This is a genomic window from Priestia iocasae (assembly GCF_016909075.1).
Taxonomy (GTDB): Bacteria; Bacillota; Bacilli; order Bacillales; family Bacillaceae_H; genus Priestia; species Priestia iocasae.
This window is the reverse complement of sequence record NZ_JAFBFC010000006.1, coordinates 144,610-170,794: the sequence shown is the minus strand read 5'-3', so window position 1 is coordinate 170,794 and position 26,185 is coordinate 144,610. Positions and strand designations below refer to the sequence as shown.

The following is a 26,185-nucleotide window of genomic DNA, read 5'->3' as shown; positions in this document are numbered from 1 at the left end:
CTCACCCTATCTTTCTACGAATTCTTTTTCTCCTAAGTGCACCAATACTTCTTCTAAGTAAGGAAGCCCTTCATTGTCTCCTTTTACACTCACAACCATCGATCCAATTGTATTTGCAAGTCGAAGAATCTTTTCTAATGGCCATTTGTGTAGCACCCCGTAAATAAAGCCACAATCAAAGCCATCGCCTGCACCAACCGTATCGACTACTTTCTTTGGTTTAACCGGAGGTGCTTTTATATATTCGCCGTTATGGTAGCCAATTGAGCCGTGTTCTCCTTGCTTAATCGCTACATAAGAGATACCAAATGCTTTACTTGCTTCAATGATGTCTTGTGGATTACTTACACCGAGTAAAAGCTCAGCTTCTTCCACACCTGTGAGTAGGATATCAACATAAGGAAGAAATTGTCGTAGCGCTACTCTTGCTTCTTCTTTATCCCAAAGCTTTAAGCGAATATTTGGGTCAAAGGAAATCCGTACACCATGCTGCTTTGCGATTGAAATCGCATGTTGAATTAACTCGATATTTTTTCCTTTATCAATCGCTGGAAACACACCTGTAATATGAAAGATTTTTGTGTTTTTGATGTATTCTTCATTTAATGACTCAAGCGTTAGAGTTGTTGTTGGAGAGTTGGAACGGTAATAAAATGTTCGGCCCGTTCCATCTTCCATCACTTCTTTAAAATTCAATGAAGTCGGATATCCTTCCACCATCTCGACTTCTGAAACGTCGACTCCTTCTCCACGCATAAAGTTATAAATATAGCGCCCGAACTCATCGTGCCCTAAGCGGCTCATCCAGCCTGTTTTCAAACCTAAACGAGCACAGCCAATTGCTACATTCAGTTCAGCTCCTCCTACTTTTCGTTCAAAAGAAGGAACGTACCTCATCGGGCCTGTAGAAGCTGGATTGAAGGTAATCATCGCATCACCGATTGTGATGATATCGTTCATGTTTTCTCCTCCTTTTAACTAGATTGTCTAACAATCAATGTTGGTTCAAAACGGTAGACATCGAGCTCTTCTTCTACGTCCTTTTTCTGAATCTTATTTAGTAGTAGCTCGGCTGCTTTTTTACCGATTTCAAATGCGGGTTGCTCTACAATCGTTAACGCTGGCTCATAGAAGTTCGCAAAGGAAACATCATCAATCCCAATAATGGCTAAATCTTCAGGAACGCGGATACGATGCTTTTTCACATACTTTAAAATTTCCATTAACGTCAAATCATTTCCAGCTAACACAGCTTGAATTGGCTCATCAAGAGACAGCATGTCATGTAGCGCTTCTTGTACACAACTCACCTGCATTTTTCTAATGTAATCTTCATTGATGGATAGCCCATTTTCTTTCAGGACTTTTTTATATCCATTAATACGCTCCATCCGTGGTGTGACGTTTCGGATTACATTTGTAATAATGCCTATCCGCTCATAGCCTTTTTCTACGAAGTGTTGAACGGCAAGACCGGCTGCTTTTTCGTTATCTAACATGACCGATGGAATCGGAACCTCTGGTACAAGACGGTCAACAAACATAATGGGATAGTTTGATTGAACGATTTCTTGATAAAGCTCTACATTGTCACCTGTTGGAAAAATAATAATCCCATCCACTTGTTTTGCTCTCAGCATTTCAATGTATCGCTTCTCTTTCTCAGGATCATCGTCTGCATTGCAGACAATTAGATGAAAATCTTGCAGATGACAAAAATCTTCAATCGCGCGAATCACTTGCGTTGAAAAGCTATGAAGGATGTTCGCGACGATGACACCAACGGTCATCGTTGACTTTTGTTTTAAACTTCTTGCGACGATGTTTGGGCGGTAATCTAATTCTTTAATCGCTTCTTCAATTCGTTGCTTCGTATTTTCTGCCATATAGTCATATCGTTTATTTAAATACTGTGAAACGGTACTTTTTGAAACCTTTGCATGCTGAGCAACGTCAGCAATTGTAATTCTTTTCATAAAAACGACTCCAAAACTTCATTTTATAAATCGATTTAGTAAATCGGTTTAGTAAATCGATTTAGGTAAATTATAAAAGAAATGTAAGCGTTTTACAATATTATTGTTAAATAATTGATTGCTACACATATAAAGGGGTTTTTATCATGTTGTGCTTCACTTAACATCGAGAAAAGCCATCAGATTTTAAAAAAAGACAAGAAAAAAAACAAGGCAAGCACCTTGTTTTTTCTCTCTTCCCTCACACCCCCTGCTGCTCATGACCGCTCTCTAAATGTGAAGTTGCCTCTAATCGTTCTAAAATTCTTCTTTTCTGATATAACATTGTCCCCGTTTCTGCCAGGTCACTAATCATGGAGCGGTTTGCAAATGCACCGAAAAGAATTCCCGCGACCGGTACTAGTTGAAAAAGCTTTTTCCAACCAAATGACTCGGTAAATGTGAGTGTGACTTCTCTCCAGCCTTGAAGCTGTGAAATGACTTCTGTTGATTTTCGTTCTTCATTCGTAAAGTCGGCAATCTCATTTAAAATAGCTTCTTTCCCGACAACATCCGCTGTGGAGAACTGTAAGCATTTTAAAATAAACACGCGCTCATTTTTCTCTTTCGGATCATATCCATGAAGCATGGCGATTTCTTGAAGTGTTTTTAACGAAATCGCTAAAATGGCAGGAATATCAATGGCAAGCGTGAAAATACCCCCAATTCCTGTACTTGCCCCTTGAACCGTTGCCGCATGTTTACGATTTTTTGTTAATTCGAAAGACGCTTTTTTCATTTCTTCTAGTGATGCCTGTCCAATATCGGATAAATCGAGAATCGGTATGCCCGTCTTTTTCTCAAAAAATTGAAGTGCTGCTTTTTCACTCACTAAGTATTGACCACCATTTTGTAGGTAACTGCCTAGTTCATCTAATAAGCGACCAATTTTCTTTTGGATAAACATTGGCGTTACCTTATCTAGTAATCGAAACGGTAAACGAGTCAGCTTCTCCCAAAACCAGATTCCTTTTTGATCCTTTTCCCATTTTTCAATCTCTTTTAGCTCGGTTAGCAAATAATCTCTAGACTCCATTTTTTAGCCACCTGTCTTATTTGATACATTATGTACGGCTTCTATGTTCATTAGTTTCATTATTCAGTGTACCAACCTAAAAAAATTTCCTCTATAGCAAATTTTGTATAGAGGAAATTTTTTACACAAATCAAACGTTTGTTTAACTCTTTACTTTGTGCAATCAATTGAATAACGAAACATCATTTATTTTGTTGATAGATGAAATTTAATAAGCGAATATATTCTTCTTCTTTTCCAATATCGTACCTTGTACCGCTTATGACTTTACCAAACACCTCATGGTCATGAAGCATCGTTTTAATGGCATCTGTTAGCTGATACTCTCCGCCTACACCCGGTTGTAGCTGATCGAGGTATTGATAAATCGTAGGAGTGAAAATGTAGCGTCCAATGATGGCCAGATTAGAAGGTGGATTTGTTTTTGGCTTCTCGACGACATCATCAATTTTGATTAAATGTTTCTTTTCCTCTATTCCTTTTACTACACCGTAATTTTTAAGGTGCTCCTCTTCGACTTTATTTAAGCCTATCACACTCGTTTTTTTCTCCTCATAAACATCAATAAGTTGCTTTAGACCTGGTGTAGTATTTGATGTGATGATATCATCCGGTAAGAGAACAGCAAAAGGGTCGTTACCAACAAATGTTTTACCAAGACGAATGGCGTCACCTAAACCTTTCGCATATGGTTGTCTCGTGTAGTGAATTTGAATATCTGGTATAGGGTTTGTTTCTAGTAAATGTTGCTTGTTTTCTCTCTCTAAAAAGGTTTCTAGTTCTAGGGAGTGATCGAAATAGTCAACAATCATACTCTTTTTTCTAGAAACAATCATCAATATTTGTTCAATCCCTGCTTCCATTGCTTCTTCCACAATATAATGAATCGCAGGCTTTACGCCTACTGGAAACATTTCTTTTGGAAGAACTTTTGTTACTGGAAGACTACGTGTACCATATCCTGCTGCAGGGATAATTGCTTTTTTCACCATGTGTATTCTCCCCTTTTCATATTTATATTAGTTTATTCAAGAGAAACAAGCTGGTAGGTTGTCCATCTAAAAAAGGCGTATATCCTTTGTTCGTACATTTGGGCCTCTAAAACTGTACCGTTACTAACTCCAAACTAATACGATATAAAAGCCATTGGTTAATTTGGTATGAAAGGAGACAGGTATTGGATGAACATTTGTATCATTGGAACAGGATACGTTGGGCTCACGACATCCATCATACTCGCTGAGTTAGGACATCATGTCATCTCTGTAGATAAAATAGAAGAGAAAATTCACAATCTATCTAACGGCATTATCCCAATTTACGAACCTGGATTAGAAGAACTAATGCAAAAAAACAGAACAAATCTTACATTCACAACTGCGATAAAGGAGGCCATTGAAAAGTCCGAAGTTATTATGATTGCCGTCGGTACTCCCTCTTTACCAGATGGAAGCACAGACCTTCAATACATCGATTCTGTTGTCGAAGAAATAGCTAAGCACCTGCAAACTTATAAAACAATCATCACAAAAAGTACCGTACCACCCGGAACCAATGAAAGGATTGTTACGTCTTTCCTTCAGTGTGGCGTGAAACGAGAATTGTTTCGTGTCGTATCCAATCCCGAATTTTTAAGAGAGGGGTCGGCTGTGTATGATACGCTTCACCCCGACCGCACAGTTATTGGATTAGAAAAAGGGGATGAATACTCCCTTTCTATATTAAAAGCAATGTATCAACAAATTAACGCCCCTTACGTAATCACAAGCTTAACGGGTGCTGAAATGATTAAGTATGGCAGCAACGCTTTTCTTGCGACGAAAATCTCATTCATTAATGAAATGGCCATGATTTGTGATGCCTATCAAGTAGAGGTTGAAGATGTGGCTAAAGGAATTGGAGCAGATAAGCGAGTGGGCCCTCATTTTCTCCAGGCTGGCATTGGGTATGGAGGATCTTGTTTTCCAAAGGATTTGAAATCGCTTCAATATGAGGCAAACAGGCTTGGCATTCAAACACATTTATTAGATGCGGTCCAAACCATCAATGCTCACTTAATTGATGTTTATTTAAAGAAACTAAAATCGTATGTATCAACCTTATCTTCAAAGAAAGTTGCCGTGCTCGGGATCGCCTTTAAACCCAACACAGATGATACAAGACACTCTCAAGCCATCGAGTTTATGAATGCTCTTGTAAAAGAAGGCTGTGAGGTTCACACCTTTGATCCTAAAGCTACTCTTCCTCCTTACTTGAAGGGTGTCACGCAATACAGCAACATCGAAAAGACGATTGAAAACTGTGATTGTGTGGTGATTGCAACAGAATGGGATGAGTTTCTCCATTTTGATTGGAAGAAAGGTCATTCCCTCCTGAAACATCACGTGTTATTAGATACAAGAAATTGTTTAGATGCTTCAAAAATGAAGGAATTAGGATATATCTATCTAGGAGTGGGACGCAAATGAACATTCTCGTTACAGGTGCAGCTGGATTTATTGGATCTCATCTTTGTGAACGCTTGTTAAAGGAGGGACACCGCGTTGTTGGTGTTGACACGTTTATTGGCCCTACACCCCTTTCATTAAAAAGAGAAAACATAAAGTCACTTCTTACTCATTCTCACTTTCAATTAATTGAAAACCACCTGATGAACCTTGACCTTCAAGAATTACTATCAAAGATTGATGTTGTCTATCATTTAGCGGCTATACCAGGCGTTCGGGCAAGCTGGGGAACTGATTTTGACCCTTACGTAACAAATAATATCCTTGCAACACAACGACTCTTAGAAGCTTGTAAAGACACATCGATTAAGCAACTCATTTATGCATCTACCTCTTCTGCTTACGGTGAAATGGATGGAAAAGTATCTGAAGACAAAACGCCACAACCACTCTCTCCTTATGGCATTACTAAATTAGCTGGTGAGCATTTGTGTCATGTATATAGTAAGTATTACGGTGTGCCAACCACCATTCTACGATTTTTCACTGTTTTTGGACCTCGTCAACGTCCTGATATGGCGTTTCACCGCTTTATCAAGCAAATCCTTTTAGATGAACCGATTTCCGTATTCGGTGACGGTACACAAACAAGAGACTTTACGTATATTAGCGATTGCATAGATGGAGTAACCGCAGTTTTAAATAATAAAAAAGCAATTGGTGAAACCATTAACATTGGTGGAAAAGAGCGAGCTTCAGTATTAGAAGTCATTGAAATCCTCGAAAAAATAGCTGGTAAAAAGGCAAAGATTCATTATTCCCCGACCGTCATCGGTGAGCCGAAGCATACGTGGGCTGATATTTCAAAAGCCTCTCAATTGCTTGCATACACGCCCGCTGTGAGCTTAACAGATGGCTTACAAAACGAATGGAATCACTTGTTATATGTATATGGAGGGAATAAGCCATGAAACTCGCTTATATTTGTACAGAGAAGCTTCCTGCCCCAGGTATAAAAGGCGGAGCAATTCAAATGATGATTGATGGCGTCTCTCCTTTTTTAAGTAAAAAACATGACTTCACTATTTTTTCAATTACGGATCCTGACCTACCCGATCAAGAAACGCGTGATGGTGTCACATATATTCGCTTTCCACAAGAACATTACCGATTTAGCGTAGCAAGAGAGCTAAAGCGTCACAACTTTGATGTAATTCACGTATTTAACCGACCTAAGCATGTTTTGCTTTATAAGGCTTCATCACCGAAAAGTAGGTTTGTATTAAGTCTTCACAATGATATGTTTTCAGAACAAAAAATCTCCTATAAGCTAGGCTACGATGTGATTGAACAAGTGGATTTTATCACAACCGTAAGTCATTATATTGAGCAGGAGATTATCAATCGCTTTCCTAAAGCTGCAGCCAAAACGAAAGTCACTTATTCAGGCGTCGACTTAGCCTCCTATCCTCCCGTTTGGACACAGAAAGGCCAACACATTCGAAATTTTTATCGAAAAAAATATGGCGTTGAAGATAAAAAGGTCCTTTTGTTTGTCGGGCGATTAAGTAAAACAAAAGGACCTGACCTACTCATTCGTGCGTTAGAAAAACTGATTCAAAAACATGATAATCTTGTGCTGATGATTGTTGGAAGCAAATGGTTCAGCAACGATGGAACCAATGCCTATGTTCATTATCTTTATCAATTAGCGAGTCGAGTCAAAGACCACGTTATCTTTACAAAATTCATCCACCCTGACGAGATTCCGAACATGTTTTTATTAGGTGATATTTTCGTATGTAGCTCTCAATGGAATGAGCCGCTAGCTCGGGTCCACTATGAATCAATGGCCGCTGGCACTCCTCTTATTACAACGAATCGTGGAGGAAATACAGAAGTCGTAAAAGATGGTTACAACGGCATCGTCGTTGATCAATATGATCTTCCGTCTTCATTTGTCAAAGCCATTGATCGTCTCATTACCGAACCCTCATTAGCAGAGGAAATGGCTAGAAATGGGAGAGAGTATGTAGAGTCCATGTTTCAGTTTTACCATGTAGCAGAGCGTTACAACAACGTATATGAAGAAGCATATACGTTGAAAAAGATTACTTCATATTAATAAAATTCCCCTACATGAATGAATCCTCTTGTAGGGGTTATTGTTAGATATCCTTTTCATAAAATAAGAAAGCTTTGTCAGAAAACAACCCTTTACCGCACACGTTAATTCGGCTTTGCAACAAAAGCGGCTGTCCACGGTTCTCTAAGGATATCCTCTTCAATCTTAATGGTTACTTTGTTTTTTGGTTTTTCAAGTTCTGCTAGGATTGGTACTTCTACTTCTTCGACTAAATCTATTTCTTCTACTGAATCTATTTCTTCTACTGAATCTACTCCTGAAGGCTGTGAAGAGACGTCTGTTTGTACATCGATGAATGGAGCATCTGGTTGTTGTTCACTATCAATTTGCTGAAGTTGTTGATAGGCCGTTGGCTTTTCTACAACGTTTAGCCCATTGGACTGTTGAAAAGCCCCTAGCTCAATTAATTGCTTTCCTTCTAAATTAATTTCTGGTCTGAAACTTGGACTAGCTGATTCGACTTCCATATTTAGTTGACCATCACTAACCATCTGTTCATATTCAGACAAGCTCCAACCCATAGAACCAGGAGGAGAGAACGTATACTGATTTAGGTCAACTTTTGGAATCGGTGTACTCCCTTTTACTTGATTACCCATTTAGAGTCCTCCTTTTTTAATTTCTTGATAAATGCTTGGGAGGTTTTGTAAAAACTGTTCTTTTGAAGTTTCAACGGCAATGACGTTTTGAATCGCCCATAAATATTTCTCATTTGACCACGAGCGCTTTTGAGCGAGATAATATTTATGACTAATGGAACAGAACATATGTGGGAATTTGAGGTCATCCCATAACACTTTATATTGCTCTTCTGTTAATGGATTGATGGAATCATACGATTGTAGTAATTGTATGGATAATTGGTTATCCCATACTGATAACTTCTTCATTAGTTTATTGAGTAGAACTCGGAGGTCTCTTGAAGGTAAATCGTACGTGATGGAGTGAAACTCTTTCATATACGGACTAGAATCGACTTCAATCAATCGTGCAAGTGTAAAATCTTGTTGACAAAAGCTGCCGTTATTAATCGTTTCTTGTACCCAGTTTTGATAGGGTTCTTCTTCTAACGCTTGTAGCGCTTCTCTTCCTCTTTGGATCATTTGATCAACATTTGCTAAAAACAATTGGGAAAATGGATCATGCATGGTTGTTAAGGCAATTTGTTTATTTCCTTCTAATTCTTGTAGTTTCCATCGATAAAGTTTTTGCCATTTTTCTAAGCGGCTACGTTTTTTCGTTCCTTCTGTTCGGTTAAATCCTTTGGAAGCTATATGAAATTGAGCAATATACTGCATCACTTTATTTAAATTTTCAGCATGATAGTAAATAATCTCGTTTCCTTCTACCTTGTCGTACATAACATAGGCATGATCTTCCGCTCCAACGCAAATGCCGCCATTCGTTGTTCGGTGAATCGGGGCCATTGGAAGTCCTTGCTGCTGCAAATGCTCATGTGCTTCAGCAATAAACCACATCCGTCGTGGGTGAACGTCGGTTTTCTTTAATATCTTGACTCCTTGATCTGTCTCAACCTCCCACGTCACTCTTCCACTTTTTGTTGTTAATAGTGTGATGTTTTGAACTTCAAAAGGATACAATTGAAGGACATGCTGGATACTCTGTTCGGTATTATTCACTTCTTCTTGCAATGCTTTTCACCCTTTCTACCCTTGATATACATTCATTAAATTCATCGCAACATTGTTCCACCCAAAGTCACGCTCCACTTTTTGACGCCCGTACTTGCCTAAACTTTCTCTTTTAGATTGATTTCCTAATAGCTCGTTAATGAGGCGAGCATATTCTTCAGGATTTTCAAAATCATAAGCGATGTAACCATTTTTTCCTTCTTCAATTACTTCAGGATTGCCTCCTCGATTACTTGTAATCATCGGAAGGCCAGCTGCCATCGCTTCATAATGAACACGCGCTAACGGTTCTTGCCATTGTGACGAACAGACAAATACGTCTGACATGACAAATAAGTCTGGAATGTCCTGTGGCTTAACAAACTGGATGAAGCTGACATTGTCTTTATACATGGCACCAAGCGTGTACAAGTGTTTTACATAATTATTGACTTCATTATCGCCGAACCATTTAGAGCCAATAAACACCATCATGACATCAGGATGCTGCTCAATGATTTTCGTCATGGCACGTAGCAAAATGTGCGGGCCCTTTACTTTACTAAGACGCCCAACGAATAAGACTACTTTTCGGTTCCCTAACCCTAACTCGTTGCGTACGCGATTTCTACTACTAGCTCCTTCAGATGTCCAGCTAGGATTAAATCCTTGTAAATCAACCCCTGAATAGACCGTAGAGGTTTTGCTTATGGCTTGAGGAAAGCGTGACGTAATCGTGTTACCAATATAATCGCTCACCGTAATAATTTTCGATACTTTTGAGATGCAGCTCTCCCCTTCAGCATCGCTCATTTTTTCATAAGAAAACATATCATTATGAACACTTAACACAAACTTTGTTTGAGGTGAAGCTGCGTGAAGAATTTCAATCCATTTAGGTCTGTTACATAAATGAACAACATCGTAAGATACTTCTTTTAAATGCTGTGCAAGAGATTGAACATAGTTTTCTTCATTAAAACGAACATATTGAACTCTATTTTTCACTTCGGTTTGTGGTAATTCAGGATCTGTAATAGAAATGACTGTTACGTTATGTGTTTGACTAATAATAGGAGCAACAGAATCTAGATAAATTTGAATCGCTCCTCCTCTTATAGCAGGCACTGGAAGCTTTTCAGTTGCAATTAATGCGATTTTCATATGAGACCTCCATTCAAAAAAATGCGGAAATACAGAAGTATTGCCTTCTCAACTTATGATACGAGACCCCCTACATCATCGTGACTTTAAACTATCCCCATTTTTAAAAAAGGCGCTTGTCTCTGTTACATCTACCTATTTTTAAATAATTAGATACTAGACTAGGACATTCATAGGTTGTTAACCATACATTAATTTAGAGGCCTTTGAGAAAGGGGTAAAGAAATGGAAGAGCAAAAAAAAGAAGTACTACTAAATGAACAAAGAGAAAGCACTTTGTCTCTTGAAGAACAAGCGAAGTTAATATCAATCGCTGAAGCTATGATGGTGAACTGGGATTTATCTGTGGATCGAATCGAAGTCATTCAAGGTGCACAAATGGGGATTGTTTGGAAAGTTTTCACCTCAAATGGAGATGCCTTTTGCCTAAAGCGCATTTATAGACCTGAAAAGAAAGCACTTTTTTCAATTTATGCACAGAATTATTTAGCCAAGAAAGGGACAAAAGTGCCAGGTATCATTCCAAATAAATTTGGTGAACTCTATTCTAAGCACGATCCATTTTTATTTGTTGTGTATGAGTGGATTGAAGGAAGACCGTTTGAATTAACGGCAAACGAAGATTTAGAGTTTATTATGAAAGGTCTAGCAAACTTTCACCTCGATTCAATAGGATACCAACCTCCACCCGGTATTCCTATTTTCACAAAGTTAGGCAGATGGCCAAATCACTATATTAAACGCTGCCAACAAATGGAGACATGGAAACAAATCGCACAACAAATGCCAGATGATTCATTCTCGCAACTTTATCTAGCAGAAGTTGATCCATTTATTGCTGAAGGAAAAGAAACGTTACAATTATTGCTTAACTCAGGGTACCATGAGTGGGTTAATAGTATTAAACATACACCGAATCTATGTCACCAAGATTATGGAACGGGTAACTCCTTACTAGGACCGAATGGAGACATTTGGGTTATCGACCTTGATACCGTTTCGTTTGAATTACCGATAAGAGACATACGGAAAATGATTATTCCACTCCTTGATACAACAGGGACATGGGACGATCAAACCTTTAACATTATGATTGACGCCTACGAATCTGTCTCTCCACTGACGGCTGAACAAAAGAAAATCATGTTTATCGATATGCTATTTCCTCACCAACTCTACGCCGTCATCCGAGAGCGCTTTGTACGAAAAACGCCACTACTTGGCGAAAAATTATCCGCAGCCTTTGAATACGAACAAATTAAATCAAAAGCGTTACGAAACTTAATTAATCAGATGTAAAACACAATAAAAAGAAGAGCTGTATCCATCGATAAACAAGATGAAACGACAGCTCTTCTTTTTGAGGTTTATTGATACATCGACAACACGTTCTCAATATCACTTATTACCTGGTTCATTTCCTCTTGAGATAAGCGCACCAGCATTTGATCGTATAGCGTAATAATATGCCCATCCTCTTCATGCTGATGTTTTTTCAAATAATGATAGACATTCGTTAATTGCGCTTCGTTTAAGGTTGATTCTGTATTGAAATGCTTTACTTTTTGTAACGAAAACTCATTCACTGATGAATCGAATTCCCCTGCGATAATATGCCCCTGCATGAACACGACATCACTCCTCAAAGTCTGTATACCGTAGTTTCCCCCATTCTGAACAAAGTATTATTCATCTATCGCAAATGAAGCATTTTCGTCATTTCGATTTAGTCAGGTAAAAAACCTGTAGAAAATAGTGCAATGACTAATAGTATAAATCTATTAACCTTTCTCTGAACAAATAGTAGAGTTGAGCGGAAATGTGTTGTTGTCTAGGAGAGGGTTGTTTATTGTTATATTTCTCGTCATCAATTGTTTGATTCAGCCTGTTTAGTTTAGCCTCTTTGTCATGAAGAAAATAAAAACCGAACAGAAAGCGAGAATGCTCCTGTTCGGTTTTATTATTCCTCTATCTTCCCTTCAACTTGTGAAAGCTTTTTAAGAAGTTGATACACATCTTGCGGTGTCATAAAGTCTTTCGGCTGTTCATCTTGCTGTTTTAAAATATTGACTTCATGGTTAATTTGTTCCATCTTACGATCTAACATAGCTGCTTGCATAGCCGCTTCCTTTAAGCCGTCTTGTATGTGAGCTGGAATGTTTTTATTATATTTATAGTAGATTTTGTGCTCAAGGCTTGCCCAAAAATCCATCGCAATTGTACGAATTTGAACTTCAACATACACAAACTCAACGCCGTCTGATAAGAAGATTGGTACCTTAACGACTAAATGCAAACTTTGATAGCCATTTGGTTTCGGGTTCTTTATGTAATCCTTTACGTCGACAACTGTAATATCGTCTTGTGACTGAATTAAATCTGACACTTTGTAAATATCCTCAATGAATGAACATGTAATGCGCAGACCAGCAATATCTCGAATATTCTCTCTCATCTCGTCTAAGGACAACTTAACCTCTTTTTTCATTACTTTCTTTAAGATGCTCTCAGGTGACTTAAGACGGGTAGAAATATGCTCAATTGGATTATATTCATGAATCACATGAAACTCTTCTCGAAGAATATTGACCTTCGTTTGCATTTCTTCTAATGCAAATTTATAAGACAATCGAAACCGATTTAAGTTTATTTGTAAATCTGCAAAATTAATGTCTTTCACGCTTCTTGCTCCTTTGTTGTGATACAAGTTAGTATGACCAAAATTGGATGAGGTTTTTTGTAATGTTTAAAAGGTAGTAATATTCTTTGAGGAATAGTATATCGATGTTTTCACCGTAAAACAAATAAGAAGGTTGTGATACACACCCTATACTTTTCGTCAATGCATTGATTATGAGCGGTTCCTTTCCTGAAAACATGCAGTTACTGAGCGGATGTAAAGAACGAGAGTCCTTGTTGATAAATAGTAAGGAAAATAAACCATTATATAGCAATATATAACTATCTCATTAGCTATAGACATTCATATAAAGAAGGTAGATAACATGACTGTTGCACATGTAGTTGAATTATTAAATGAAACCACTATTCTAGATGAGCTTCCTCCCTCTCAATCCTTGATGCAGCAATATAAAAAGATCTAAAAATGGTAAATGATTCTTTACATATTCATTTTATGTGGTACTATCTTACTATACGACATTTTTTTACATTCTTCGACATTTCTATCAATTTTGGCAAACTTTCTTAAAGGAAAGGACGCAAAGCTATAGGGGCTAAGGTTACAAAACTATGCCAGCCAGCTGCATTTCATGTCCTTACATCGCCTATAGCCTTTCTATAGGTGTTTTTCTATGACTAAAAATAACTGTAAGGAGTAGATGAAACAAAGAAACATAAAAGAGTCTTAAAACATATCGTTCTTTTTGAGTAGACATAGTCTTTAAGAATTAAATACGCCTAACGATTGATGTCGGTTGAAGATACTATGTATTACATACTTTATTTCAAGAAAAGAGGACTCCGCATGATGAACCTATCAATTAAACAAAAACTGATAGGAAGCTTCCTAATCGTCTCTATCCTTTTTGGAACAGCTTCCTTTCTTTCTTTCAGCAACATGAAGAAGTCAAATGAAGATTACAATTATGTAATCGACGTCGTGACAGAATTACGGTCAATCACTCAAGCGATTCAAACAGATACAGCCTTACAGACCGGCTTTTACCGTGCATTTATGCTGTATGATGATAATGCAAAGTTTAGAGAGTTAATGAATGAAGCCAACACACGAATTAACGACAACATTGAACGTGGAAAAGAATTAGCTACGATCCAAGAAACCACTGATCGCTTAAATGCGATTCAAGAGTCTAACAATCAATTTAGAGAAATAACAAACGAAGTGATGGATCAAAAAGTAGTAAACAAAGAAAAAGCGATTAACGACGGGCTCGCATTAATTGTTCCTGTTAGCACGAAATTAATGGAAGATAGTCAAGCGATGCATGACTGGTTAGATAAAGACATTTTGGATGTTAAGATAAAAGAAACGCAAGAGAATTCAAAACAAGCGAGCAGAACTTCATTGTTAATCAGTATCCTCGCGACACTTCTAGCCATCGCAAGTGGTATTTTCATTTCAATGATTATTTCAAATCCAATTGTTAAATTGAAAAACATCGCCAATCAGGTAGCCGATGGGGACTTACAAGTAGAGCCATTACACATGAAGAGAAAAGATGAAATTTATTATTTAAATGAAGCCTTTCAGCAAATGACACAAAACTTACGAGAGATGATTACTTCTATCGCGGAAAATTCAGATCAAGTAGCAGCTTCCGCTGAACAACTAAATGCTAGTGCCGAGCAATCTAGTAAAGCATCGGAAACGGTCGCATCTGCCATTCAAGAAATTGCTGGTAGCTCAGAGACAACGACGGTAAAGCTAGAACAAAACACTCATTCTCTGCAAGATGTTCTACGAGGCGTTTCTCATATTTCTGAACGCTCGACGAATGTATCAGACTTATCAAGGCAGACAAAGGAAGAAGCGGAAGAAGGAAGTCAATTTGTTGAAAATAATTTAGCTCAAATGACATTTATTCATGAGTCAATTTGTCGCTCAAATAACGTTATTTCATCACTATCTCATCGTTCAAAAGAAATTGGAGCGATTTTAGATGTAATTAGTAACATTGCAGATCAAACGAACTTATTGGCCCTAAATGCAGCAATCGAAGCAGCAAGAGCTGGTGAAAATGGAAAAGGATTCGCCGTAGTAGCCGCTGAAGTCCGAAAGCTAGCAGAGCAATCACAAGCATCCGTCAAAAACGTTGCTGAATTAATTGGATTCATTCAACATGATACGGAAGAAACAGTAACCATCATGAATGAAGTTGTCACAAATGCAGAAAAAGGATTGCACGTATCAAAACAAACATCTGATAAATTCCTTCGCATTTTAACAAGTACAAAAGAAATAGCCCCTGAAATGGAGCAAATGACTGCTACGGTTCAAGAAATTTTGGCTAACATTGATAAAGTAACAAACTCAGCCATGAACATCTCTGAACTAGCTCAAACCAATGCTGCTAGTGCTGAAGAAGTTGCTGCTTCAACCGAAGAACAACTCGCTTCTATGGAAGAAATCGATACATCCGCGCAATCGTTAGCACAAATGGCAGAAGAATTACGAGCAGTTGTAGGTAAGTTCAAAGTTTAATCAAGAAGATGCACTGAATGCCCAAAAACAGTGCGACCTATATCTAGAAAAGTATTAGTTTATAGGCTAAAAAACGAGGGAACTCCGTACATAGGAGTTCCCTCGTTTTTATTTACAGCTCATGAGCTGCCTGTTTAGTCTACTCATCTAAAAACTTAAAGAAACCATAGTCGTTTAAGGTGGATTGGTGACAAATAGGTTGTCCAATCCTTGTCCTAGCTTTTAATCCTGACTCACAAACCCCTCAAAGCCTTGTGATTTCAATTGAGCGATTTGATGATTGGCGTTTTGTTTGTTGCTGAATGCACCTATTTGAACAATGTAACGCTCTTTACTCTTTCGTACCGTCGCTTCAAATCCTTTTGTTCGAAGCTTGTCCACTAATGCGGATGCATTTTCTTTGGAAGAGAATGCCCCAGCTTGAACACGATAAAGATTTAATGGCTTCCTGACTGGAGGCGTAGCCTGTTCAGGCTTAGGATTGGGTGCAACCTTCGGCTCACGCTTTGTCTCCTCAACTACACGATCCTCCTCGGTCTTTTTCGGAACAGTTGGCTCGACCTCGCTTTTATTTTGCTCGCTCTCACTAGGGGCGATTTCAATTTCGTCTTCTTCTGTCGCGTTCTCGATCTCATCCATTGAGTCTCGATTGATTTTTTCATCCGCAACGACATTCGGCTTATCAAACGTATCCTTTGGAGTTTTAATGGTTGTAAAAATGGTATAGAAACCAAATAATCCGATGAGTACGAGAAGTCCTGTCGGAACCTTTTTTCGCTTCGTTTTCTTTTTATCATGCTTTCTTGCGACACGACTCGCTTTTTCTTCATGTGAAAACGTTTTGTTCGATTGGGAGTCATGATTCGTTGTCTCTTTTTTTAATGCAGCATTTCGAATAGTAATCACCTCGTTAAATGATGAACATTGTTAGTGTTATTACTATAATAGGTGAAAATAGGAGAAAAAGTCATGCAATTTTTAATCGTCATTGCGTTAAAGTATTGATAATCGCTTCATAAATCAAAAGAAGACTGCCTTATTCCAAGAATATGTGGAATAAGGGCAGCCTCCTTTGACTTGTTTATTCAGGAAAATGAGTGCTCATAAAATCTTTGATCTTTCCTACCGCTTCACTGCTGATATGATGTTCAATGTTCTTTACCTCCTGTTCGATAAGCTCTTCTTTTAGCTGTATCAAACGAAAGAAATTCTCCAACACTTTATGATTTCGTTCAAGCTCTCTTCCAATCGCAAATCCCTTTTTTGTTAAATGAATCATCCCATAAGGTTCATAATCTAATAATCCTTGACGTGAAAGTCTACCTGCCATTTTAGATGCAGAAGGAACTGCCACATTGAGCGATTTAGCAATATAAGAAATTCTTGCATATCCATGTTCTAAGACATGATAATAAATTTCTTCTAAATATCTTTCTTCAGAAGGTGAGACCATTGTATCCTTCACCTCTTTCTACACATGTTTTCCTTTTGTTAGAAGACTGAAATTCGGCAGTTGAGCTGTTCATTCGTCACTCCCTGTCACTGAAATGGGGAAGGCTTTACGTGATAGAAGTCATTTACACAAAACGTCAAAAATCTCAACCATTAGGCTGTTTCCTTTTTAAAAAGCTCCCTTCATCCATTACTTGGGTGAGGGAGCTACCTATTGGCGTTACTTCGTTAAGCCTTCACTAATTTTATTAATGTTCCATTCCATCATTGAAATGTACGTATCCCCATCTTCTCCTGGAGCGGCTAATGAGTCAGTGAATACTTTCCCCATAATCGGTACATTTGTTTCTCTTGATACAGCTTCCATGCTGCGAGCATCAATACTCGTTTCAAGGAACAACCCTGTAATTTCTTTTTCGTTAATAATATCGACGATTCGTGTAATTTGATCTGGTGTTCCTTGGTTTTCTTGGTTGATTTCCCAAATATACTCTGCTTGGAATTCATATGCGTCACTAAAGTATTTGAACGCTCCTTCACTCGTTACAAGAACTCGTTTTTCTGCAGGAATTTTGTCAAACTTCGCTTTTGCATCACTGTGTAGCTTTTCTAACTTCGCAATGTATTCTTCTGCATTTTTCTCATATACATCTTTGTTTTCTGGATCAACTTTAATTAAACCATCACGTGCATTTTCAGCATATTTAATCCCATTTCGAACATCTAACCATGCATGAGGATCTTCTTCCCCTTCTTTTCCTTTTGTAGTTAAATATTTCGCTTCTACATCTTTACTCATTAGGAAAACAGGTGCATCCTCTCCATCTTTACCTGCTGTTTCCATTAGCTTACTAAACCATGAATTTCCTTCTTCTAGGTTTAACCCATTATAAAAGACCGCATCTGCATCTGTTGTCTTTTGTACGTCTTCTGGAAGGGGATCATACTCATGTGGATTTGATCCGATAGGCGCCAAGCTATGAATATCAACTAAATCGCCTCCGACATTTTTAACAATGTCATAAACGATTGAATACGTTGTGACAACTTGCACTTTTCCTTCGCCTTTTTCCTCATTACCATTTGTTTTTTCACTATTACAAGCGGCTAATACTCCAACCAAAAATAATGAAAGTAAAAGAATCGATAACTTTTTTAACATCATGTATTCCTCCTCAGATTTTTTATCTTTATCTTATATTAAAGCGGATCGCTTTTTTCTTGCTTTTAGTGTTTTCCAAAGTAACCCATGCTTTGGAGAGAATATGAACACAAACATAAAGATTGCTGTCGCCGAAATCACAATGGTAGCCCCAGAAGCTAAATTATAGGTAAAGCTAAAATAAAGGCCGACAACTGAAGACATGACACCAATTCCAGCTGCGATGAAAATCATTACCCATAAGCGATCCGTTAATAAATATGCTGCGGCTGCAGGTGTAATCAACATGGCTACAACGAGAACGATTCCTACTGTCTGAAGCGACGCAACCGTCACCATCGTAAGAAGTGCCATGAGGAAGTAATGAATGAGGCGAACAGGTAATCCGTATGCCGCTCCCATTGTACTATCAAACGATGTCACCAATAACTCCTTGTAAAACAAATACACAGCGGTCAGAACAAATAGTCCGGTACCAAGTGTAATCCACATATCAGAAGGTCGAACGGCTAATACATTCCCGAATAAGATGTGGTATAAATCTGTACTACTTTTCAGCATTGTAATAATGATAATCCCAGCTGCAAACATGGCGGTAAACATGATACCAATGGACGTATCGTGCTTGATACGGCTATTTTGACTCACATAGCCTATCGCCATGGCCGTAATAATCCCCGTAAATACAGCGCCAAAGAAGAAATTGATTCCTAATATATAGGAAATGGCGACACCAGGTAATACGGCGTGCGAGATCGCATCTCCCATTAAGGCCATTCCCCTTAGGATAATGAAACAGCCAATGACTCCGCAGATGATTCCAACCATAATGGACGTGATGAGTGCTTTTTGCAAAAATCCATATTGCATCACCGCTTCAATAAATGCCATTTTTCTTTACACCCCCATTTCATTTAAAAATGCAAATTGTCCGTTATATGCTTTCTCAATCACACTTGATTGGAACACTTCACTTGTAGATCCGTAACTAATTAACTCTTTGTTTAGTAGAATTAACTGATTAAAATAGCTCGTCGCTTTACTTAAATCATGATGAACTACCATGACCGTTTTCCCTTGTGCGCATAATTCTTTTAGAATCTTAACAATGGTTTCTTCACTAGAGACATCCACTCCGACAAACGGTTCATCAAGGAAAAAAACTTCCGCCTTCTGAGCAAGGGCTCTCGCTAAAAACACACGCTGCTGCTGTCCACCGGATAACTCTCCGATTTGACGCTTGCTGAAGTCTTCCATGCCCACTCGCTTCAAGCACTCATAGGCCCATTCTTTTTCCTTTTTTCTCGGGCGCTGAAACAATTTCAGGCTAGGGTACGTACCGATTAGAACTGCATCCAACACTGTAATCGGAAAGTCCCAGTCGATGTCACTTCGTTGCGGAACATAGGCAATCTTTTTTCGAACTTCTTTAACACTTTTACCGAGGACTTTCACCTCTCCTTTATCTCTTGGAATGAGATTTAGAACCGATTTTAAAAACGTGGACTTACCTGCCCCGTTTGGTCCGATAATCCCAACAAGGTTACCAGTATCTATTGAAAGGCTCACTCCTTTTACAGCCTCATTGCCGTAATAAGAAACGTGTAAATCTTGAATTGAAATAGCAAGATCACTCATGAACAAATCCTCCTTGTCATATGACTCCATCAACCTACACTTGCCGCATCTGAATCAAAAAAATTCCTTACACTCCTAAACAGTAATTGACCATTTTAACATCGCTTCAATGGTTTTCTTTATACACATATGTTTACACAGGCTATTTAAGTTGCATAAGGTTAACTTTTAAACGAAAAAAAATTGTATTCTATTATACGCAGTTTCTAGTAATCTGCATTTTGTCCACACTACAAAAAGTTTCCTTAATGCAAAATATATAGTCTATACCACAAAAAGTCAATGACATTTCTATAAAAAATTTTGACTTTTTACAAAATTTTCATGTTCTATTCTTTCATTCTATACATACTTAGCTTAGACATGCTTATTTTTTAAAAAAGGGTGACAAGCTGTTAGATTACATGATGAAGAGAAAGAGCTTATGACACGTCGTACTCTTCTTTTCAAAAGAACATAAAAAAGACTTGGTTAATGTGCCAAGTCTCTTTTACTAATAGTTGTCTTTAATTAAGATAAGGAGTAACACACTAGAAAATTTAGATTTTCCCATCAATCTCTGATGTATCGACTCCTTCACCAAACCAGTCTGCCAACTTTTCTTTTGACTTTTGCTTGATGTCGTCATCGATATACATCGCCACTTGAAGTAAAGCAATGCCTAACGCGCCAAGATCATCGGTGTATCCAACCCCTGCCATCAAATCAGGAATTAAATCTAACGGTAAAATAAAGTAGCCTAACGCTCCAATAATCATTCCCTTTGTTTTTTTAGGCACTTCTGGCTTTTGAAGCGTGTAATATAAAAGCAACACCGCATAAATGACAGAAGACCCTGCTTTTTTCCCTACTCTCTTTACCTTGGCCCAAAATCGATCGTCTGAAAAGTGCTTTTGGGCTTTTTTCATTTGCTTTTCCACATCTTTGGGTGACTGTTTCATGTTGGTTTTGACTCCTTTCTTATGAAGATATGCGTCTTTCTGTTCGTTCATTTCCTTTTAGTATGCCTCATCATTCTTTCAATATTTCTAAAAAACTTTCTATTTTACTATGATAAATCAACGTTCACCACTCCTCAACGATTTTGACAGACGCTAATACATCTTGAAGATCAATCGTTGTCCACACTTCTTCCCAGTATCCTTTTGAAAGAATGGCGTCTACATGCATCGGTGAAAACAGAGAGGTTGCTGACACCTCGGGCATTTTCTGTTTATCATGCTAGAACCTCCTTCTCCACGCCTTGATTAGTTGTCAAACTTGTGTAGACACCGCTTGCTTGATCTCTTCTTCTGCTTCTATCATTAATTCCTCCATCATTTTCTCAAGCATGAGGGCAGCTTGTTGATTTGAAAGAGCAGGTGTTAACGGAATAAGACTAATGCTTCTGTCGTCTAGGTGTTCAATCTCTTCTTCTCCTTTTTTGTCTGGATAGAACACCACTACACGATGAACCGGGCGAATTTTCTCCCAGCGCTTTCTTTTAAAAATATAAGGAGAGCGCACATGATCCACGTAGCTCATGAGCTGTTGATTTGAGTCCATGATTACGTCTTTTCTTCGATACTTCGCATCCATCAGAATGGTGCCAATAAAGATGCCTTTTATAAACACATCCACTCGAATGTCTGGGGTATTATGTGTACAAGTGGTATAAATAGGCTCATTTCCTTCATCTGTATCTGCTTGTTCCGTTGGAATCGCATGATCGTAAAAGAGAGCAATCTTTACCTCTCCTTTTGTCATCTCAACAATCTTTCCTTTTGGAATGGTTGGCACAACGAATAAATCTCGGTTCTTTTGCTCCTCTTTATCAAAAAGCCATGACGAACCATTACTTAACGTAAAGCCATTGAATTGAAACATGTTCAGTACCGTTAAAAACGCCCATATCTCATATAGCTGATCGGTTCGCTTCCATTGATACTTCCATGACTCATGCAAGGTCACACCGCGACGCTGACTACATAATGTTTGATGGATGTTTAAAAGCTTGTTGTAGCGAACATCCACATACATGGCACTTGGGATACTCATTTGAGGCTGATCACTAATTTCTTTGTACCAATGACTTGCACGAAGGTGGTTGAGCATCCCTTTCATTTTCGTCGCTCTCGTGATATAGCGCTCGAGCTCAGTCAATAACACTTTTCTTCTTGTAGCGTCTGTGTAAGAAGAAAAGACTTCATTCTTTGATCTAAACAAATGATTGACGTTATACTCTACTTGTTGAATGAACTCATCTAACAGATTCACCCACTTGTTGACAATCTGCTTTAGCAAGCGATTTTCAGGTAAATCATAATCAATCTTGTTTTTTCTTGTTTTCAGGTAATTCGTAGACTCCGGATGCTTCAAACGGTAGTGAATTGCCATCTCATCAACATGAGACGTTGTGTCAATCGATTGAAGACGATACTCCTTTTTTAATGATGATCTCACTCTTTTAGAGACATCTCCCACGATGGCTGTCACATCTCCAAAACGAGCCTCTAACCGTCGAAAGCTTTGAAACAGCGAGTCATCAAGATTAAGCCCTTCCATCTGCTGATACACGCTTTGCTTTCGAACTGTATCCAAAGCAAGGCCTGTAATGGTCTCCTCTACTTCGTGTTGCATCACTTTTAACTGCTGCTCAGTCAGTCGATTGGCGATGACTTTTACAAATGAGTAATACGTCTTTCCACTTACGTCTACTGATAGGCGGTATACACCTGGAATATACGGATAGTATTTTAACTTGGAATGATGCTCAAACAGTGTGATTGTGCTTGCTTTTATATAGGGCACATTCTGTTCATCATGTTGCACCGTCCCTTTTGGCAAAACATCAAAACCGTCCATCGTGCATGTTGCATGTGAATCGTCACTTCGAAAGGTCATTGTGACGTTAATGTTTTCTCTAATTACCGCACACGAATGAACAGCGTCATCCCATTTTTGAACATCTTCCACAAAATCCTCTACAAGGATAGGTACCTTAGTCTCATCCTGAAAGATTTGTGTAAATTCAACTTCAAATCCTCGCTTATTAGAACGTGTATCCATTCAGCTTCAGCTCTTTCACTTTTTGTTCAATGATGCGCTTGCTTCGGTCAAAGCGAGACACATGCTCGTATTCATTCAAGATGGTCAACAATTGACTGTTTACGACCTCTCCATCTCGATAAGTACCTAATAATCTTCTTAATTGTTCCTCTGAACCTCTTATTTTCGTTAACACACGCTGCACAAATTGAAGGTCAAATCCTTTGTCTCTTGTCACAACTGATTGCATCGGCAAATTATGTAAGTAACGATCAATTTGCTTCACAATTCGCGGTCCCACTCCAAGTTGACGATTCACATGTTGTAGCGCTTGATGCACATCCCATAAAAGAGCTGTCTCATCATCAGTTAACGACAGTGTTCGCGTTTCGTTTTTAAACCGTTTATACGCTTCAAAACCAACTTCTTCTTTACGACCCGCTACTTTTTTCCGTTCAGGTAACTGCTTTAACGCCGCAAATGGCATCACGTCTAGCTCTAACACATTCGAGCGGTCAAGCACCTTATCTGAGAAATGATACGTTGATTCATCCACATTGACCGTTCCAACAAACAGAACGTTATCTTGAATCGAAATGGTCGGTGGGTATTGCGCAGAGTTATATAAGCGACTTTCAAGGTCATCGTTATACAATCGCAGTACCCTTTTTCCTGGTTCCATTTCTAAAATGGATAAAAACTGTGAGAAATAGTGCTCGACACGCGCTAAGTTCATTTCATCAAAACAAATCACAAAAAGCTTATCCGGATGATCCGCTGCTTTTTTCAGCGCATTAATCAACCCGGAATCTCCTGGACGATACACCATATTCATCGTATCGGCGTATCCAATTAAGTCAGAATCAGATGTCCAGGATGGATTGACAGGAATGACAGTGAATTGATCACCTTTTAACCCAAGCGAGTAGCTATATGAATCAACGAGCTTACTTTTACCCGTTCCGCTCATGCCAGACAGAATCACAAGTGGTGACGACTTCATACACGTGTGGAAATTAATCAAATTCTCTTGACTGTAAGACAGCCCCGCATCTTGTGTGTACGTGTAAAACAGCTCTAAAAACTCTCGCTCTTCTGCTTGTTTCTCATCCGCTTCTTCGTTCACTAAATCCAGTACCTCTACCGCGACGGCCACTTCCGCCTTACTTTGCACAATCGTTTCATGTTCTTCTTTCTTTTTGGGTTGAGCTTCCACTTTACGAGGAATTGCTTCCACTGATGGTGAAACCGAGATAGGTGACGACTGTTCCATGTCGTCTGCCATTTGTTGATAAATCGGTAGCGGCACATACACGACCTCGTCTACATCACTACAAAAATAGCACTCCTCTAGCCATTCCTCTTTAAATGGCATTTCCTTTAACGCTCCACGCACATGAAAACTAAATCCACCGTGTGCGTATTGATGATCTTCAAACTCACCGAATAGCTTCAACTGATCGCTGTTTTCTTCTCTCCACACAACCATCGATGGTGTATCGTCTACTTCGTGAGAAATGGAGTCAATTCGTCCAACAAACTTCCGACTAGATAAGCGATGCACAAATTCATCCACATCCATCCCATGAGTATCTTGACTGAAAATCGGAACTGAAATGAGCCTTACATTTTCACTAAAGCTCGGCAGCTTCGGTAACACGCGCACATCCTTTGCATTAAACACTTCTTCATGGTTATAACGAATGCGTCTTTCCACTTTGAACACTAATAAACAATCAGCTAACCATTCTTTCAATCTCTCTTTTCTCACATAATCATGCTGCGTATAGTCATCTTCAAAGCCCCACTGCTCTAAATCTGATGTAAAGCACGTCACTGTTTTGACGTTCGGAAAGCTTTCAGGTGGTTGAGAGAGAATGTGAATTCCAAACTGTAAGCTATTTTGATTGTTAATAAAAATCGAATCTCGATACGGCCATATCTCCTCGGTTGGTGCATCTAACACGCCAATTAAATCGTTTTCCCATACTTTCATGCTCATTTATTTTCTCCCTTTCGCTACATAGGTTTTCACTTCGTTGAAATTTTTAAAATGTTTCATTTCATCTTTATCATGAGTCATCCATTTTTTCCTTAGTTGAAACGGTACTAAATAGTCCAGCATCCAAATCTCGTTAAACGCCCTGACTTCCATTTCTTCAAGCGCTTCTTGATTTCTTGGATCTACTACGTGAAACACTGGATTTGTCGATTCATGAATCATTTTGTTTTTCGGATCACCGATCAGTAATATCGTGAATTCTTGTGTCGCTTCAGTTTTCTCTTCGTGCGCAATGGTCACGGCCGCCTGCTTGGTTGAGTGGAGAATTTGTGTATGCAAATGGGCAATTTTAGCCTTTAATTCCACTATTTCATCTTTCAATTTTTGCTTTTCATCCTCAGACGTCTCATTTGCTTCTTGCACACGCTCACAGGCTTTCTTTTCATTGCCGATCTCTTGCTGTAGCTGTGCTCGCTCTTTGATCCATTGCTGCTTTTCCTCTTTAAACTCCTGCTTTAGCTTACTGTATTGTTGTTCCCACTCGCTGATTTGCTGTTGAAGCTTTTGATTTTTCGCTTCAGCCTTCTCTATTTTCTTTTCGATTTGCTTTGTACCTTGAGCACTAGACTCTTCACGCTCCACTACATCTTTCTCTTCTACTACATCCATCAGTAGCTGTTCGATCGATTGAACGTTTTTTTGTGTCAGCAATGCTTCTAAAAATTCATCAGCCAAGGCATGGTGGTTAACGTCTTCACTTGAAAACAAACCTCCTAATAAGAAATGCAGCTCTTCACCATCTTCATAAGCTTGAATGAGTTCTGGAATCGTCGCATCTCTCACCTGAATGTCTAACACTTTTCCTTTCCCACCATCATGTTCTCCTCCGACAGCCGCTAGCTGATAAAACTCAATAATCGGTCGTAACGTTCTAAAATCGACTAACTCCGTCATCAATCGTTTTTTCGCTTGCTTCACATTCTGCTTGGTGAGTGTCCGAAATCCTTTCACCTTCACATCCCACACCTTACACAAATCCACTAACTGCTCATCTCGTATAGAGCCAAACACCTTTTTCCACTGTTCTTTATTCATCCATGACACGCATCCCATCTCTTTTTATTTTGATTACACCGTTGTTACTTTCTGACTAAAGTATAGTTGATTAGTCTGACCATTTTTAGTATAGGGTTATAGGCGGAAAGTTTGAGAGTTCATAATTAACCGCTGACACTTCAGGAAATGGCTGACTTGGGAAATGATTTTTTAAGATAGATATA

At 38.6% G+C, this 26,185-nt stretch carries 24 protein-coding genes and 1 riboswitch; of the genes, 5 read left to right on the top strand and 19 right to left on the bottom strand.

Features of this window, described 5'->3' with window-relative positions; all coding sequences use genetic code 11:
* Window positions 1–6: 6 nt before the first annotated feature.
* The 4 genes from JOC83_RS15990 to JOC83_RS15975 form a co-directional block, all read right to left on the bottom strand.
* Window positions 7–960, bottom strand: a complete 954-nt coding sequence (locus JOC83_RS15990; RefSeq protein ID WP_205188381.1) for a sugar kinase — start codon at window positions 958–960, stop codon at window positions 7–9.
* Between the two features lie 14 nt (window positions 961–974).
* Window positions 975–1,976, bottom strand: coding sequence for a LacI family DNA-binding transcriptional regulator (locus JOC83_RS15985; protein WP_205188380.1), 1,002 nt, complete (start codon window positions 1,974–1,976; stop codon window positions 975–977).
* A gap of 241 nt (window positions 1,977–2,217) precedes the next feature.
* The gene (locus JOC83_RS15980; RefSeq protein ID WP_205188379.1) at window positions 2,218–3,051 is read right to left on the bottom strand and encodes an EcsC family protein; all 834 of its coding nucleotides are present in this window, start codon (window positions 3,049–3,051) and stop codon (window positions 2,218–2,220) included.
* A 182-nt stretch (window positions 3,052–3,233) separates the two neighbouring features.
* On the bottom strand, window positions 3,234–4,043 hold the full coding sequence (locus JOC83_RS15975) for a UTP--glucose-1-phosphate uridylyltransferase (RefSeq protein WP_205188378.1): 810 nt from the start codon (window positions 4,041–4,043) through the stop codon (window positions 3,234–3,236).
* Window positions 4,044–4,232: 189 nt separating this feature from the next.
* On the opposite strand from JOC83_RS15975, the gene JOC83_RS15970 reads away from it, so the two are divergent.
* Genes JOC83_RS15970 through JOC83_RS15960 form a run of 3 tightly spaced genes read left to right on the top strand, consistent with a single transcriptional unit; the run spans window position 4,233 to window position 7,623 of the window.
* Window positions 4,233–5,519 (top strand): UDP-glucose dehydrogenase family protein, encoded by a 1,287-nt coding sequence (locus JOC83_RS15970; protein ID WP_205188377.1) that lies wholly within the window; start codon window positions 4,233–4,235, stop codon window positions 5,517–5,519.
* A complete protein-coding gene (locus JOC83_RS15965) occupies window positions 5,516–6,469 on the top strand; it encodes an NAD-dependent epimerase/dehydratase family protein (protein WP_205188376.1) in 954 nt (317 codons plus the stop codon). The genes JOC83_RS15970 and JOC83_RS15965 overlap by 4 nt, the downstream gene beginning before the upstream one ends.
* A complete protein-coding gene (locus JOC83_RS15960) occupies window positions 6,466–7,623 on the top strand; it encodes a glycosyltransferase family 4 protein (RefSeq protein ID WP_205188375.1) in 1,158 nt (385 codons plus the stop codon). The genes JOC83_RS15965 and JOC83_RS15960 overlap by 4 nt, the downstream gene beginning before the upstream one ends.
* A gap of 104 nt (window positions 7,624–7,727) precedes the next feature.
* Here JOC83_RS15960 and JOC83_RS15955 read toward each other — a convergent pair whose 3' ends face one another.
* The 3 genes from JOC83_RS15955 to JOC83_RS15945 are packed head-to-tail and all read right to left on the bottom strand — an operon-like array spanning window position 7,728 to window position 10,439.
* Window positions 7,728–8,243, bottom strand: coding sequence for a hypothetical protein (locus JOC83_RS15955; protein WP_205188374.1), 516 nt, complete (start codon window positions 8,241–8,243; stop codon window positions 7,728–7,730).
* A complete protein-coding gene (locus JOC83_RS15950) occupies window positions 8,244–9,296 on the bottom strand; it encodes a CotS family spore coat protein (RefSeq protein ID WP_239583580.1) in 1,053 nt (350 codons plus the stop codon).
* A gap of 15 nt (window positions 9,297–9,311) precedes the next feature.
* Window positions 9,312–10,439 carry a glycosyltransferase family 4 protein gene (locus tag JOC83_RS15945; protein ID WP_205188373.1) on the bottom strand — a complete coding sequence of 376 codons (1,128 nt, stop codon included), beginning with the start codon at window positions 10,437–10,439 and terminating at the stop codon, window positions 9,312–9,314.
* 225 nt (window positions 10,440–10,664) lie between these two features.
* Here JOC83_RS15945 and JOC83_RS15940 point away from each other — a divergent pair, with 225 nt between their 5' ends.
* A complete protein-coding gene (locus JOC83_RS15940) occupies window positions 10,665–11,738 on the top strand; it encodes a CotS family spore coat protein (protein WP_205188372.1) in 1,074 nt (357 codons plus the stop codon).
* A 68-nt stretch (window positions 11,739–11,806) separates the two neighbouring features.
* On the opposite strand, the gene JOC83_RS15935 is transcribed toward JOC83_RS15940, so the two are convergent.
* The gene (locus JOC83_RS15935) at window positions 11,807–12,064 is read right to left on the bottom strand and encodes a hypothetical protein (protein WP_205188455.1); all 258 of its coding nucleotides are present in this window, start codon (window positions 12,062–12,064) and stop codon (window positions 11,807–11,809) included.
* Window positions 12,065–12,399: 335 nt separating this feature from the next.
* On the bottom strand, window positions 12,400–13,119 hold the full coding sequence (locus tag JOC83_RS15930) for a GTP pyrophosphokinase (RefSeq protein WP_338038936.1): 720 nt from the start codon (window positions 13,117–13,119) through the stop codon (window positions 12,400–12,402).
* 506 nt (window positions 13,120–13,625) lie between these two features.
* Window positions 13,626–13,710: riboswitch (cyclic di-GMP riboswitch) on the top strand.
* Window positions 13,711–13,926: 216 nt separating this feature from the next.
* On the opposite strand from JOC83_RS15930, the gene JOC83_RS15925 reads away from it, so the two are divergent.
* Window positions 13,927–15,624: a methyl-accepting chemotaxis protein gene (locus JOC83_RS15925; protein WP_239583579.1), complete on the top strand. Its 1,698-nt coding sequence runs from the start codon at window positions 13,927–13,929 to the stop codon at window positions 15,622–15,624.
* Between the two features lie 222 nt (window positions 15,625–15,846).
* Here the strand turns inward: JOC83_RS15925 and JOC83_RS20295 are convergent, their stop codons facing one another.
* From JOC83_RS20295 to JOC83_RS15875, 10 genes are all read right to left on the bottom strand, one after another.
* Window positions 15,847–16,530: an SPOR domain-containing protein gene (locus tag JOC83_RS20295; protein WP_205188371.1), complete on the bottom strand. Its 684-nt coding sequence runs from the start codon at window positions 16,528–16,530 to the stop codon at window positions 15,847–15,849.
* 175 nt (window positions 16,531–16,705) lie between these two features.
* A complete protein-coding gene (locus JOC83_RS15915) occupies window positions 16,706–17,077 on the bottom strand; it encodes a metal-dependent transcriptional regulator (RefSeq protein WP_205188370.1) in 372 nt (123 codons plus the stop codon).
* Between the two features lie 219 nt (window positions 17,078–17,296).
* On the bottom strand, window positions 17,297–18,238 hold the full coding sequence (locus tag JOC83_RS15910; protein WP_275580444.1) for a metal ABC transporter solute-binding protein, Zn/Mn family: 942 nt from the start codon (window positions 18,236–18,238) through the stop codon (window positions 17,297–17,299).
* A 33-nt stretch (window positions 18,239–18,271) separates the two neighbouring features.
* On the bottom strand, window positions 18,272–19,129 hold the full coding sequence (locus JOC83_RS15905) for a metal ABC transporter permease (protein ID WP_205188368.1): 858 nt from the start codon (window positions 19,127–19,129) through the stop codon (window positions 18,272–18,274).
* Between the two features lie 6 nt (window positions 19,130–19,135).
* Window positions 19,136–19,876 carry a metal ABC transporter ATP-binding protein gene (locus JOC83_RS15900; protein WP_205188367.1) on the bottom strand — a complete coding sequence of 247 codons (741 nt, stop codon included), beginning with the start codon at window positions 19,874–19,876 and terminating at the stop codon, window positions 19,136–19,138.
* A gap of 539 nt (window positions 19,877–20,415) precedes the next feature.
* Window positions 20,416–20,817, bottom strand: a complete 402-nt coding sequence (locus tag JOC83_RS15895; RefSeq protein WP_205188366.1) for a YkvA family protein — start codon at window positions 20,815–20,817, stop codon at window positions 20,416–20,418.
* A gap of 124 nt (window positions 20,818–20,941) precedes the next feature.
* Entirely contained in the window at window positions 20,942–21,082 is a 141-nt protein-coding gene (locus JOC83_RS15890) for a hypothetical protein (RefSeq protein ID WP_205188365.1), read from the bottom strand.
* A gap of 48 nt (window positions 21,083–21,130) precedes the next feature.
* Complete coding sequence (locus tag JOC83_RS15885) at window positions 21,131–22,924, bottom strand: DUF2357 domain-containing protein (protein WP_205188364.1); 1,794 nt, start codon at window positions 22,922–22,924, stop codon at window positions 21,131–21,133.
* Window positions 22,908–24,905: an McrB family protein gene (locus JOC83_RS15880; protein WP_205188363.1), complete on the bottom strand. Its 1,998-nt coding sequence runs from the start codon at window positions 24,903–24,905 to the stop codon at window positions 22,908–22,910. Before JOC83_RS15880 ends, JOC83_RS15885 begins: the two co-directional genes overlap by 17 nt.
* The gene (locus tag JOC83_RS15875) at window positions 24,906–26,009 is read right to left on the bottom strand and encodes a hypothetical protein (RefSeq protein ID WP_205188362.1); all 1,104 of its coding nucleotides are present in this window, start codon (window positions 26,007–26,009) and stop codon (window positions 24,906–24,908) included.
* Window positions 26,010–26,185: the final 176 nt, after the last annotated feature.

Bases quoted from the DNA above. Each gene is read 5' to 3' on its own strand.
- JOC83_RS15900 (WP_205188367.1), bottom strand. From the start codon at position 19,876: ATGAGTGATCTTGCTATTTCAATTCAAGATTTACACGTTTCTTATTAC.
- JOC83_RS15940 (WP_205188372.1), top strand. From the start codon at position 10,665: ATGGAAGAGCAAAAAAAAGAAGTACTACTAAATGAACAAAGAGAAAGC.
- JOC83_RS15935 (WP_205188455.1), bottom strand. From the start codon at position 12,064: ATGCAGGGGCATATTATCGCAGGGGAATTCGATTCATCAGTGAATGAG.
- JOC83_RS15925 (WP_239583579.1), top strand. From the start codon at position 13,927: ATGATGAACCTATCAATTAAACAAAAACTGATAGGAAGCTTCCTAATC.
- JOC83_RS15975 (WP_205188378.1), bottom strand. From the start codon at position 4,043: ATGGTGAAAAAAGCAATTATCCCTGCAGCAGGATATGGTACACGTAGT.
- JOC83_RS15885 (WP_205188364.1), bottom strand. From the start codon at position 22,924: ATGGATACACGTTCTAATAAGCGAGGATTTGAAGTTGAATTTACACAA.
- JOC83_RS15980 (WP_205188379.1), bottom strand. From the start codon at position 3,051: ATGGAGTCTAGAGATTATTTGCTAACCGAGCTAAAAGAGATTGAAAAA.
- JOC83_RS15955 (WP_205188374.1), bottom strand. From the start codon at position 8,243: ATGGGTAATCAAGTAAAAGGGAGTACACCGATTCCAAAAGTTGACCTA.
- JOC83_RS15985 (WP_205188380.1), bottom strand. From the start codon at position 1,976: ATGAAAAGAATTACAATTGCTGACGTTGCTCAGCATGCAAAGGTTTCA.
- JOC83_RS15880 (WP_205188363.1), bottom strand. From the start codon at position 24,905: ATGAGCATGAAAGTATGGGAAAACGATTTAATTGGCGTGTTAGATGCA.
- JOC83_RS15990 (WP_205188381.1), bottom strand. From the start codon at position 960: ATGAACGATATCATCACAATCGGTGATGCGATGATTACCTTCAATCCA.
- JOC83_RS15970 (WP_205188377.1), top strand. From the start codon at position 4,233: ATGAACATTTGTATCATTGGAACAGGATACGTTGGGCTCACGACATCC.
- JOC83_RS15910 (WP_275580444.1), bottom strand. From the start codon at position 18,238: ATGTTAAAAAAGTTATCGATTCTTTTACTTTCATTATTTTTGGTTGGA.
- JOC83_RS15915 (WP_205188370.1), bottom strand. From the start codon at position 17,077: ATGGTCTCACCTTCTGAAGAAAGATATTTAGAAGAAATTTATTATCAT.
- JOC83_RS15905 (WP_205188368.1), bottom strand. From the start codon at position 19,129: ATGGCATTTATTGAAGCGGTGATGCAATATGGATTTTTGCAAAAAGCA.
- JOC83_RS15960 (WP_205188375.1), top strand. From the start codon at position 6,466: ATGAAACTCGCTTATATTTGTACAGAGAAGCTTCCTGCCCCAGGTATA.
- JOC83_RS15965 (WP_205188376.1), top strand. From the start codon at position 5,516: ATGAACATTCTCGTTACAGGTGCAGCTGGATTTATTGGATCTCATCTT.
- JOC83_RS15890 (WP_205188365.1), bottom strand. From the start codon at position 21,082: ATGCCCGAGGTGTCAGCAACCTCTCTGTTTTCACCGATGCATGTAGAC.
- JOC83_RS15945 (WP_205188373.1), bottom strand. From the start codon at position 10,439: ATGAAAATCGCATTAATTGCAACTGAAAAGCTTCCAGTGCCTGCTATA.
- JOC83_RS15895 (WP_205188366.1), bottom strand. From the start codon at position 20,817: ATGAAACAGTCACCCAAAGATGTGGAAAAGCAAATGAAAAAAGCCCAA.